General features: G+C 71.3%; 8 protein-coding genes. 5 read left to right on the top strand and 3 right to left on the bottom strand.

Translation table 11 applies throughout. From position 1 onward, the window contains the following. Window positions 1-18 precede the first annotated feature (18 nt). Together ACWDNU_RS26250 and ACWDNU_RS26245 are read right to left on the bottom strand one after the other, a co-directional pair. Window positions 19-1,149, bottom strand: a complete 1,131-nt coding sequence (locus ACWDNU_RS26250) for an acyl-CoA dehydrogenase family protein (protein ID WP_370935369.1) — start codon at window positions 1,147-1,149, stop codon at window positions 19-21. Between the two features lie 28 nt (window positions 1,150-1,177). Then, on the bottom strand, window positions 1,178-2,206 hold the full coding sequence (locus tag ACWDNU_RS26245; RefSeq protein WP_370935368.1) for a methyltransferase: 1,029 nt from the start codon (window positions 2,204-2,206) through the stop codon (window positions 1,178-1,180). A 215-nt stretch (window positions 2,207-2,421) separates the two neighbouring features. Between ACWDNU_RS26245 and ACWDNU_RS26240 the strand changes: the two genes are divergently transcribed. The 4 genes from ACWDNU_RS26240 (at window position 2,422) to ACWDNU_RS26225 (ending at window position 9,116) form a co-directional block, all read left to right on the top strand. Beyond that, on the top strand, window positions 2,422-3,177 hold the full coding sequence (locus ACWDNU_RS26240; RefSeq protein ID WP_370935367.1) for a TetR/AcrR family transcriptional regulator: 756 nt from the start codon (window positions 2,422-2,424) through the stop codon (window positions 3,175-3,177). An 87-nt stretch (window positions 3,178-3,264) separates the two neighbouring features. Continuing rightward, the gene (locus ACWDNU_RS26235; RefSeq protein WP_449670843.1) at window positions 3,265-4,317 is read left to right on the top strand and encodes a ketoacyl-ACP synthase III family protein; all 1,053 of its coding nucleotides are present in this window, start codon (window positions 3,265-3,267) and stop codon (window positions 4,315-4,317) included. Then, the gene (locus ACWDNU_RS26230) at window positions 4,314-8,099 is read left to right on the top strand and encodes a type I polyketide synthase (RefSeq protein WP_449670842.1); all 3,786 of its coding nucleotides are present in this window, start codon (window positions 4,314-4,316) and stop codon (window positions 8,097-8,099) included. The genes ACWDNU_RS26235 and ACWDNU_RS26230 overlap by 4 nt, the downstream gene beginning before the upstream one ends. Window positions 8,100-8,288: 189 nt before the next feature. After that, window positions 8,289-9,116, top strand: a complete 828-nt coding sequence (locus ACWDNU_RS26225; protein ID WP_370935364.1) for an AfsR/SARP family transcriptional regulator — start codon at window positions 8,289-8,291, stop codon at window positions 9,114-9,116. An 81-nt stretch (window positions 9,117-9,197) separates the two neighbouring features. Here ACWDNU_RS26225 and ACWDNU_RS26220 read toward each other — a convergent pair whose 3' ends face one another. Then, window positions 9,198-10,175 carry an NAD-dependent epimerase/dehydratase family protein gene (locus tag ACWDNU_RS26220; RefSeq protein WP_449670841.1) on the bottom strand — a complete coding sequence of 326 codons (978 nt, stop codon included), beginning with the start codon at window positions 10,173-10,175 and terminating at the stop codon, window positions 9,198-9,200. A 144-nt stretch (window positions 10,176-10,319) separates the two neighbouring features. Here ACWDNU_RS26220 and ACWDNU_RS26215 point away from each other — a divergent pair, with 144 nt between their 5' ends. Next, window positions 10,320-11,894 (top strand): FAD-dependent monooxygenase, encoded by a 1,575-nt coding sequence (locus tag ACWDNU_RS26215; RefSeq protein WP_449670840.1) that lies wholly within the window; start codon window positions 10,320-10,322, stop codon window positions 11,892-11,894. Window positions 11,895-12,010: the final 116 nt, after the last annotated feature.

Here is a 12,010-nt window from a genome sequence, read left to right as displayed (position 1 = left end):
TCCCGTCCCCGCCCCCGTTCACGCGCCGAACACGTGGTTCGCGTACACCCCGGCCGCGGTTTCGAACTGGAGCGCCGCGTGGCTCGCCGCCGCGTGCACGTCGCGCCAGTGGCGCTGCACGGGGTTGCCCTCCTCCTGTCCGCTGGTCCCGCTGCAGCTCTGGATCCGGTCCACGGCGGACACCGCCAGCTCGGCGGCGACGGAATGGTCGCGATGGCTGCGTGCCACCAGTTCGGGCGGCACCGGGCCGATTTCGTCCGCGACCGCCGCGATGCGCCGCACGAGCAGCTCCGCGGCGTCCAGTTCCGCGGAAGCCCTGGCCAGTGCGAAGCGGACGCTCGCCTTGTCCCGGGAGCGTTGCACCTTGCCCATCGCGACCTCGGTCTTGCCGCCGATCCACTCGGTCCACGCGGAGAGCGCGCCGCGCGCCGCGCCGATGGCGGGCGTGACCATGGTGAGGCCGTTCACGAGCCGGAACGGCACCTGGTGGGCAGGAGCGTCGGGCGCCTCGGCAATGCCGGCGAGCATCGTCTTCTGCAGGAACGTCCGGTGTTCCGGCACGAATACTCCGTCGAGGACAACGGTGCGGCTGCCGGTGCCGCGCATGCCGGAGGTGAACCACGTGTCCTCGACGTCGAGTTCGCCGGCCGGCACCGCGAACACCCGCAAGCCGGGCGGTTCGGCCTCCGGGTCGCGGGCGAACAGCAGCACGTGGTCGGCGAAGTCCACGCCGCTCACGAACTTCCAGCGGCCCGACAGCGTCCACCCGCCGTCGGCGCGCGTCACCTCGCCCGAGGGCACGAACGCAGCGCCGACCAGCGCGCCCGCGCCGTCGGCCCAGATCTCCTGGCGGCCCGGTTCCGGCAGGAACCCCGCCATCCGCGCGTGCGAGGCGAACAGGGACGCGCACCAGCCCGCGGACGCGCAGCCTTCGGCGACGGCGAGCACGGCATCGACGAACTCGGTGTAGCCGCCGGCGGCTCCGCCGTGCTCTTTCGCGACGAAGTGCCCCGGGAAGCCGGCCGCCGTGATCGCGGCGACCACCGGGCCGGCCAGGCGCCGGTCCCGGTCGGCCTCCGCCGCGTGCGCCGCCGCGACCGCCCGCACCCGCTCGAACGCCAGGGGCGCGGCTTTTTCCTGCTGCAGCATGGAATCTCCAGGGGTCGGCACAGCGGATTCAGGGGCGCTCGGCGATGAAGACCCGGTGCATCGCCCGCTCCGAGCGGTGCGACGTGACGTTCGCGAAGCCCGCGTCCTCGAGCATCCGGCGGTAGGTGCCGACCGAGTGCGTCTGCCCGTCGAAGGTCTGGACCAGCATGATCACCGAGAACATGTACGGCAGCGGATTGGTCTCCGGGGTGTCGTCTTCCTCGTGGGTGTGCCCGACGACGGCGATGCGCCCGCCCGGCTTCACCGCGGGCGCGATGCGGGCCAGCAGCTCGGTCGCCTTCTCCTCGCGGAAGTGGTGCAGCACATTGGTGAGCATCACGATGTCGTACGGCCCGCCGAAGTCCACCTCGAACATGTCGCCGGGGATGAAGTCGGTGCGGTCGGCCAGCCCGAGCTTCTCGGCGTTCTTCTCGGTGATCTCCAGGATGTTCGGCCAGTCCACACAGGACAGATGAACCCGCGGATTGCGCTGGGCGAGGAAGAACCCGTAGGAACCGTGGCTGCACGCGATGTCGAGCACGTTCACCGACTCGCGGTCCGCGGCCCACGGTTCGAGCTGCTCCGCCATCAGGTCGGCCGCGCCGTTGTTGAACCAGCTGGTGTGGTTGGCGAAGTCTTCCCAGTAGTCGAATTCCGGGGTGAGCGCGTGGGTGTCCGCGACCGTGCCGCCCTTGCGGACGGCGTCGATGAGGTTCTTCTGCGCGTCCCACTCCCAGTCGCTCGCGCCGATCCGCACCGCGCCGCCGAAGAACCGCGAGCCGGTGGACACCAGCAGCTCGTCGCCGCCGTCGGGGAGGCGGTAGCCGCCGGGGTCGGTGCGCAGCAGGCCGATCGCCGTGAGCGCGTCGAGCAGGATCCGCATCCCGCGTTCGTCGGTGCCCAGCTGGAGGGCGAGCGCCGCCGCGTCCCGGGGCCCGCCCGCGAACTCGTCGAAGACCCGCAGCCGCATCGCGGTGCGCAGCAACGCGGTCTTGACGTAACCGCGGAGGATGTCGTGCAAGGCCGCAGCAGTCAGGCCGTCGTTCGATTCCGGCATGTTCACCTTCTCGCGTCGAGTGGTTGACGGCACACATGCTGGGACGGGCGGGTCGAATGCCGTTGGAGACCCGCGCTCACCCCGGTGGAGCGTGGCTCGCGCGAGCCACGACCAGCACGTGCGAGAACAGGAAGCGGACGGCCAGCGCAACGACTGCGTACACCCGCAAAGATTTGATAACATCGTACGCACCAGACGTGCACGAGGAGTGATCGGTGAGTCCAGCGAACGAGGAGAAGACCCGGCGAGCCCCCACGGTCTGGGCGCGGATCAGCGAGCCCGTGCGCGAGCCGCGCCAGGTGCTGACCCGCGACCGGATCGTGGACAGCGCGATCCGGCTGGCGGACCGCGAGGGACTCGACGCGGTGTCGATGCGCAAGCTCGCCGACGAGCTCGAGACCAGCCCGATGTCGCTGTACCGGCATGTGCACGGCAGGGACGACCTGCTCGAGCTGATGTACGACTCGGTCATCGCCCCGGACCGCGACCTGCGCCACTCCGGCGACTGGCGCCGCGATCTGCACGTCGTCGCCCGCAACATCCGCGACGTCGCGCTGGCCCACCCGTGGGCCACGCGCATGATGACCAGCGGGCGCCCGGCGTTCGGCCCCAACGCGCTGCTCGGCCTCGAATGGGCGCTGGCCGCGGTGGCCGGCCTGGGCCTGCCGATCGCCGACATGTCCCGGATGGTGCTCACCGTGATCGGCGTCGCGCAGGCCACCGCGCAGACGGAGGTCGGCGAGGTCGACGAGCAGCAGCGGACCGGGCTGTCCGAAGCGGACTGGCACGAGAGCATGGCGCCGTACCTGAACCAGGTGCTCGAAAGCGGCGACTACCCGCAGGTCGCCACCATGCTCGCGGTGTCGCACGAACAGGACCCGGAGGCGATTTTCGACACGACGCTCGGGATCGTGCTCGACGGGCTGGAGCAGTACGTGGACCAGCGCCGCGCCGCCGCGGCCGGGGACTGACCTCCGCCCGGCTCAGGTCCGGCGTGGATCCAGGCTCCAGCCGCGCTTCCTAATCTCGCCGCGCCAGCCGGCTTGAGGGAGGCGCGTGTGCGTACGACTGACCTGTACATCGGTGCGATCGGCACCTACCTACCGGAGACGGTCACCGTCCAGGAGGCCAGTGACCAGGGGCTTTACCCCGCCGAGGACATCGACCTGCACCAGCTCGCGGGCGTCGCGGTCGCCGGGACCACCCCGGCGCCGGAGATGGCGCGCTTCGCCGCCGTCGAGACGCTGCGGCGCTGGGGACGGCCGAAGGACGAAGTGGATCTGCTGCTTTACGCCAGCACCTGGCATCAGGGTCCGGAGGGCTGGCTGCCGCACAGCTACCTCCAGCGCCACGTGGTGGGCGGCCGCGCCCCGGTCGCGGAGATCCGCCTGGGCTGCAACGGGATCCTCGGCTCGATGGAGCTGGCGGCCGGGTACCTCGACCCCGCCGCGGGACGGACCGCGGCCCTGCTCGTCACCGCCGACAACTACGGCACCCCGCTGATGAACCGCTGGCGGCTCGGCCCCGGCTTCATCCCCGGCGACGCCGCGACGGCGCTCGTGCTGACCACGGAACCGGGCTTCGCGCGGGTCACCTCCGTGTGCACGGCGAACATCCCGGAGGCCGAGGAACTGCACCGCGGCGACGAACCGCTGTTCCCGCCGGGCGTCACGCTCGGCCGGTCGCTCGATTTCGCGTCCCGCTTCCGCAGCCGCAGCGCGGCGGGCGAGGCCGTGCAGGGCGGGCTCGACCGCGCACGCGGCGAACTCGTCGATCTCGTGGACCGCGCCGTCGAGGAGTCGGGGATTTCCCGCGACGACCTGGCGCGCGTGGCCTACATCAACTATTCGCGCGAGATCGTCGAGGAAGCGTGCATGAAGCCGCTCGGCCTGCCGATGGAGAAGTCCACCTGGGACTTCGGCCGCACGGTCGGCCACTGCGGAGCCAGCGACCAGCTGCTCGCGCTGAACGACCAGCTGCGCACCGGCGCGCTGAAGCCGGGCGACCACATGCTGTTGCTCGGCACCGCGCCGGGCATCAATCTCGCGTGCGCCGTGGTGAAGCTCCTCGAAGTTCCGTCGTGGATCGACGAAGAAGGTGCTGCCCAGTGACCGCGGCGGACACGACCGAGCCGATCGCCGTCGTCGGCATCGGTTGCCGGTTCCCGAACGACGTGCGGTCGCCCGACGAGTTCTGGGAGCTGCTCCGCGAAGGCCGCGATGCTGCCGGCGAAATCCCTGAAGAACGCTGGAGTGCTTACGCCGCAAGGGGTCCGCGGTTCGCCGCCGCGCTGCGGCGCGCCGTGCGAAACGGCAGCTTCCTCGATCACGTCGACGAGTTCGACCCCGCGTTCTTCGGCATCTCCCCGCGCGAAGCCGAACTCATGGACCCGCAGCAGCGGCTGCTGCTCGAAGTCGCGTGGGAGGCGCTCGAAGACGCCGGGGTCCCTCCCTCGGACCTCGCCGGCACAGACGCGGGCGTCTTCGTCGGCGTGTGCACCCACGATTACGGCGGCCAGATGCTCGAGGACCTGCCCGCTCTCGGTGCGTGGAGCGGTATCGGAGCCGCCGGATGCGCGGTCGCCAACCGGATCTCCCACGCACTCGACCTGCGCGGGCCGAGCCTCGCGGTGGACACGGCGTGCTCGGCTTCGCTCGTCGCGCTGCACCTGGCGTGCCAGAGCCTGCGCCTCGGCGAAAGTTCCGCCGCGCTCGTCGGCGGCGTCAACGTGATCCTCACCCCGGGGCAGTCCCTGACGCTCGACGCCGCCGGCGCCCTGTCGGCCGACGGGCGTTCCAAGGCATTCGGCAGCGACGCGGACGGATACGGCCGCGGCGAAGGCTGCGGCGTCGTGGTGCTCAAGCTCCTCGCCGACGCGCAGCGAGACGGCGACCGCGTGCTCGCGCTGGTCCGCGGCAGCGCGGTGCGCCAGGAGGGCCGGACCGACGGCATCATGGCGCCCTCGGCCACGGCGCAAGAACACGTGATCCGCCAAGCGTGCGAAAACGCCGGGATCGAGCCGGCGAGCGTCGGATACCTCGAAGCGCACGGCACGGGCACGCGCCTCGGCGACCCGCTCGAAGCAGCCGCGCTCGGCGCCGTCTACGGTCCGGGCCGCGCGCCGGACGAAGCGTGCCTGCTCGGTTCGGTGAAGGCCAACATCGGGCACCTCGAAGGCGCGGCCGGGGTCGCCGGCGTGATCAAGACCGTGCTCGCGCTCGGCCGCCGCGAAGTCCCGCCCACCCGGCTCACCGCCGAGCTGAACCCGGAGATCGCATGGGACCGGCTGGGGTTGCGCGTCGCGACGGAGGCCACCGGATGGCCGTGCGGCGCCGGACCCCGGCGCGCGGGCGTGTCCGGATTCGGGTACGGCGGCACGGTCGCGCACATCCTGCTGGAAGAAGCACCGGAACCGTTGGCAGGCAAGGAAACCGGCGCGGCCGGTGAGCTTTTCCCGCTGTCCGCGCAGAGCGAGCCCGCGTTGCGGGCGCGGGCCGGCGAGCTGGCCGACCGGCTGGCTGCCACGACCGAGGGCGAGCTGCCGCTGGCCGGCGTCGGCACCACTCTCGCGCAACGTCGTTCGCACCTCGCCCACCGGGCCGTCGCGGTCGCCTCGGGCCGCGCCGAGCTGATCACCGCGCTGCGCAGGCTGGCGGACGACGGAACGACCCCCGAGGTCGTGACCGGGACGGCCGCCGGAACCGAGCCGCTGGTATGGGTATTCTCGGGGCACGGTTCGCACTGGCCCGGGATGGGGGCCGAATTGCTGGAGCGCTCGGCCGCGTTCGCCGGGACGATCGACGTGCTCGAGCCGATTTTCGAGGCGGAGCTGGGTATTTCGGCCCGGTCCGCCCTCGTGGCCGACGAACTGACCGAGACCGGCCTCGCGCAGGCGCTCACGTTCGCGATGCAGGTCGGCCTCGCCGCGCAGTGGCGGGCCCGCGGGATGGAACCCGCCGCCGTGATCGGCCACTCGGTAGGCGAGGTCGCGGCGTCCGTCGTCGCGGGCGCGCTGCCGCTCGAAGAGGGCGCGAAGCTGATCTGCCGCCGGTCGCGGCTGCTCCGGCGGATCGCGGGCGACGGGGCGATGGTCATGGTCGGGCTGCCGTTCGCCGACGTAAGCCGTCGCCTCGCCGGCCGCACCGACGTCGCCGCGGCGATCAGCGCGGCGCCGTCGTCGACCGTCGTGTCCGGCTCCGCGCCGGCGGTCGCGGAACTGCGCGCCGAATGGGAGTCCGAGGGGCTGGCCGTGCGCCAGGTCGACACCGACGTGGCGTTCCACAGCCCGCAGGTCGACCCGTTGCTGGCCGACCTGACGTCGGCGGTGTGGGAGCTCGCCCACCAGCCGGCGACCGTGCGGATGTACTCGACGGCGCTCGACGACCCGCGCACCCCGGCCGCGTCCGGAGCGGGTTACTGGGCGGCGAATCTGCGCAACCCGGTGCGGTTGCACGAAGCCGTGACCGCGGCGGTCGAAGACGGGTTCCACGCATTCCTCGAAGTCTCCGCACACCCCGTCGTAGCGCATTCGATCCGGGAGACGCTGTTCGCGTCCGGACACGACGGTTCCTACGTCGGCGTCACGATGCGCCGTCGCAAGTCCGCGGAGGTCACGATCCGCACCGCGCTCGCCGAGGCCCACTGCCACGGCGTCGAGGTGCCGTGGGAACGGCTTCAACCGGCCGGACCGCTCGTGCCGCTGCCGCGCTATCCGTGGCAGGACCGGCGGTACTGGCGCGAAACGACGCCCGAGGACGGCTCCGGCGGTCGAGGGCACCAGATCGACACGCACACCCTGATCGGCGATCCGCTCCCGATCGCGGGCACCGGATTGCGCGTGTGGACGACCGAACTCGACGACAGCACCCGTCCGTATCCGGGCAGTCACGCCTTGCGCGGTGCGGAGATCGTGCCGGCCGCGGTGCTCGTGCTGACGTTCCTCGGCGCCGTCGGGCAACGCGAAGACTTGCTCGCGCTGTCCGGGCTCGAAATGCACCACCCCTTGCTCACCGCACAGCGGCAGCGCGTGCAGGTGGTCCACGACTCGACGGAGGTCCGGCTCGCCGCGAGCCCGGCGGAGTCGCGAGCGGACGACGAAGATTCGTGGCTCGTGCTCGCACAGGCGGAGGAACCGCCGCCGCGCGAAGCCCTCGACGCTCCGTCAGGGACGCTGGTACCGCGATCGGCCCTCACCGAAGAGGACCCGGCGCAGGTGCGGGACCGGCTGGCTCAGGTGGGCGTGCCCGAGACCGCGTTTCCTTGGACCGTCGAACAATTCGACCGGGGCGCCGGTGTGGTGCGAGCCCTCGTGCACGCTCCCGCCGCCACGTGGGCGTCGGCACTGGACGCCGCGTTGTCGGTCGCGCCCGCCGCGTTCGAAGGCGAACTGGCGCTGCGGATGGTCGTGCGGATCGACGACGTCGTGCTCGCCGCGGCGGCGCCGGAACGCGTGCTCGTCGAAGTGCGCCGGGACAGCGACGACGCCGACCTCGTCCACGTTCTCCTCGCCGACTCCGACGGCCGGATCGCCGGACGGCTCGACGGGCTCCGCTATCCCGTCGTCGATCCCCCGGCCGCACGAGCGGAGCAGGACGACGGCGAGGCGGGAGAAGAGGTCGCCGCGCCGTGGCGAGGACTTGCCGCCGACGAGGCGCTTTCCCTTATCCTGCGGCGCGTCCGGGATCAGATCGCCGTCGAAATGCGGCTGCCGCCGGACGAGCTCGACGCGACGCGGCCGCTGATCCAGCAGGGGTTCGATTCGGTCATGACGGTAACCGTGCGCCATCGGCTGGAGCGGATATTCGGAATATCTCTCTCCAGTTCTCTCTTCTGGCAACGACCGACTGTCGAAGCCATCGCCAGGCACCTCACCGACGCGCTGGCGGCGAACTGAACGGCGGAACCGCAACCGGCGAAAAGCGCACCGGACCCGGCATCGGGTCCGGTGCGCTTTTCGCTTCCGCACAAGGCTTTTCGCCGCTCATCCCAGCCACCGGGACGGGGTAACCCCCGAGGGAAGTGACATCTGTCAGGGGTTCCGCTTCTTGTTATTCGCTTCACCAAGGATCTGCAAAACTCCGAGGTGAGCGAATCACTGGGAGGCGAGTTGCTGTTCTACGGATTACTCGGTCCGCTCGAAGTCTCGAACGAGCGTGAAACCTGTACACCCGCGACACCAATGGTGCGGAAGGTCTTGGCCTTGCTGTTGTCAAGGGCGAACCAGATCGTGCCGACCGAAGTGCTCATCGACGAACTCTGGGGGCAGACGCCGCCGAAGAGCGCGACCACGACCACACAGACCTATGTGTACCAATTGCGGAGGCAACTGAACCAGCACGCGGAAGAAGACTGGCTCATCACCGAACCGCCGGGCTACCAGCTGCGCGTCAGCCCGGACCAGATCGACACGCGCCGGTTCGAGGACCTCTCGCGCCGGGGGCGGCAGCTGCTCGACGAAGGGGAGCCCGCCGAGGCACGCCCGCTGCTGCGGGAGGCGCTCGGCATGTGGCGGGGCAAACCGCTCGCCAACACGAAGGTCGGCACGGTGCTCGAATCGTATGTCGTGCACCTGGAAGAGCAGCGCATGCGCACGGTCGAGCTGTGCATCGAAGCCGAAGCACAGCTCGGTTCCTACCGGGAGGTGATCGCGGACCTGCGCACGCTCGTCGCGCAGAACCCGCTCAACGAGTGGCTGCACGGCCAGCTGATCAGGGCGCTGTCGCACGTCGGGCGGCGCAGTGAAGCACTGCAGGTCTACCAGCGCCTGCAAGCCGTGCTGAGCGAGGAACTGGGGCTCGACCCCGCGCCGGAACTGCAACGCCTGCACCGCGAGCTGCTGTCGCTGGGCGCGCCGCCCCCGCGGCAGGCACAGCCCAGGCAGTTCGCGTTGTCCTGCACCCGGCCGGCATAGCACTGAAAGTGCGAAGAACAACGGCGGCTTCTCCCGGAACGATCGGGAAGAGCCGCCGTTGTTCTTCGGCCCGGCTGGGGGTCAGCGCGCTCCGACGGCCTCGACACGACAGGCCTCGGCCCAGACCGCGCGGACCGAGTCCCGCAGGGAATGCCGCGGACGCCAGGCGATCAGGCGACGGGCGAGGGCGACGTCCACGGCGTGCCAGCGCATGTCTTTGCCGCGGACGGCGACCTCGGAGTCGGTGGCGTCGCGTTCGACAAGCCGCGCCTCGACCCCGCTGACAGCCACGAGGTCGGTCACCAGCTGCCGGACCGCGACGGCTTCGCCGGCTCCGATGTTCACGCACTGCCCGGTGAGCTCGCTACCCGCCGCCGCGGCCACTGCGTCCGCGACGTCCCGGACGTCAACGAAGTCGCGTTCGGAGCTGAGGGTGAACAGGTCAAGCGTTGCCGGGGTGCCTTCGCGCGCGGCTCGCGCGAGCGTCGCCGCGACGGTGCCGAGCAGGCTTCCCGGCGGAGTACCGGGCCCGATCACGTTGGCGACACGCAGGACGACGCCGTCGAGACGACCGGCCTCGGTCGCGGCGAGCACCGTCTGGGTGGCCGCGAGCTTGGTGCGGCCGTATTCGCTTGCCGGGCGCGCGGGCGTTGACTCGTCGACGAGGGTTCCGGGCGGCACCGGCCCGTACTCGGCGGTGGACCCGAGCTGTACGAACCGAGGCCGCGTCGCCAGCGCGGCGACGGCTTCCACGACTTTGCCGACGAGGATGTCGTTGCCGGACCGCAGCTGCTCCACAGTGGTGCGCCACACCGCACCGGAGGCATTCACCACCAACGCCGGCCGCGCGGCCGCGAACAGCTGCGCTATTTCGGCGAGGTCGGCGGCGGCCAGGTCGAGGACCGCGCGCCGGTCGGGGGAATCGGCCGCGGCCGGGGTACGGGAAACGCCGAGCACGGCCCAGCCGTCGCGGGCAAGCCCGGCGCACACGTGCCTGCCGACGAACCCGCTCGCGCCGAGCACCACCGCCGTGCGGCTCGCCCTTTCGGTCTCGATCATGCGGACCATCGTGAAGCTCATCGGTCCAGCCGGGATCGAGCGGAGCGCACGCGGAGGTCAAGCCGTCCGCCGAGGCGGTCTCGAACGGCGGTCGAGCGGCGGCCGAGACGATCAGGGCTGCAGGCGCGGGCGAAAGGACTGGTGATGGAAGAAACTCCTGTGGTGGTGTGCGGCGGCGGACTGGTGGGCCTCACCGCGGCGGTTCTGCTGGCGCACCACGGCATACCGCCGCTGGTGGTGGAGCGTCATCCCGGAACGTCGCAGCTGCCCAAGAGCCGCAGTCTCACCGTGCGGTCGATGGAAGTGTTCCGGTCAGCGGGGATCGAAGACGCGTTGCGCGCCGTGCCGAGGTCGGTGCTCAACCGCTACACCGACGTGCTGGGCGCGCCGGATCTCGTCGGGGCCGAGGAATACCGCACGTCGCGACCGGCGCCGCGGGCGGCCGATCCGCTCAGCCCGACGACCGCGATCATGGTGGACCAGGACGCCGTGGAACCCGTGCTGCGCGAGGAGGCCGCGCGGCTGGGGGCGCGGCTGCGGTTCGGCACCGAACTGGAAGAGTTCGAACAAGACGGCGACCACGTGCTGCTTCGCTTGCGGGAGCGGCGGTCCGGGTCGGTGAGCGAGGTCCGCACCCGGTATCTGATCGCCGCCGACGGGCACCGGTCGCCGATTCGAAGCACACTCGGCATCGAGGTGGACCGGGTCGGGCAGGCGCAGCCGATCGTGAACATCCCGTTCGAGGCGGACCTGTCCGGGCCGCTGGCCGGGCGCCCGATCGCGCTGGCGTATCTGAGCCGTCCGGAGCCGAACACCATCCTCACCCGCCTCGACCGCGACGACCGTTGGGTGCTCATGGTGCCCGAGGGCTCCGGCGTCTGGGACGAAGCCGGGTGCACAGCGGCGATCCGGGCCGCGATCGGCGACCCGGCGGTGCCGTTTTCCCTGATGCCGCTGTATGAATCCGCGCCCGTGCAGACGTGGGAGCTGGCGAGCTGGACCGCGCGCCGCTTCCGCGCGGGCAACATCCTGCTGGCGGGCGACTCGGCGCACGTGATGGCGCCGGCAGGCGGGCTCGCCGGCAACACCGGCATCCAGGACGCGCACAACCTGGCGTGGAAAATCGCGCTCGTCTGCTCTGGAGCCGCGGGCGACGGCCTGCTGGACACCTACGAAGCCGAGCGCCGCCCCGTCGCCCTCATCACCGGCGACTACTGCCGTGCGCGCCAGCAGGGCCGCACCTCGCGCGCGGGCGAGCAGACTACGACCGTGGACCCGCTGTCGATGAGCCTGGGCTATCACCAGTACTCCACCGCGGTCGCTGCCTCGGGCGACCCCTCGACTGTCACCAGGGCCACCGAACTCGTCGGCGCTCCCGGCACCCGCCTTCCGCACGGATGGCTGCGCCGGTCCGCCGCTCAAGTGTCCACAGTGGATCTTTCCGCTCGCGGTTTTCACCTGCTCGCCGGGCCGGACGGCGGCAAGTGGGTGCTCGCGGCCCGCGCTGCGGCCGACCAGCACGGCCTGCCCCTGACCGCCGACCTCCTCGGCGCCGACCTCCACCCCACCCCGGATTTCGACCCGGCCGGCGCCCTCGCGCTCCGCCCGGACGAGGCCCTCCTGACCCGCCCCGACGGCTACGTCGCCTGGCGCTCCCCCGAAGGCGCCGACCCGGCGGCGGCTCTGGAGACCGTGTTGACCGCTGTGCTGGCGCACTGAACCGTTGCGGGGCACCGGATCCGGTGCCCCGCCACAAAGGAAAACGCCCCCCCCACAACCCCAAACCCCCCACCCAAAACTCGAGCGAGTGGAGGGCCAGGCAATGAAGCAAAAAA

The organism is Amycolatopsis sp. NPDC003676 (genome assembly GCF_053587275.1).
Note: the sequence above shows the minus strand (reverse complement) of the source record. Positions and strands in the feature narration are given on the sequence as shown.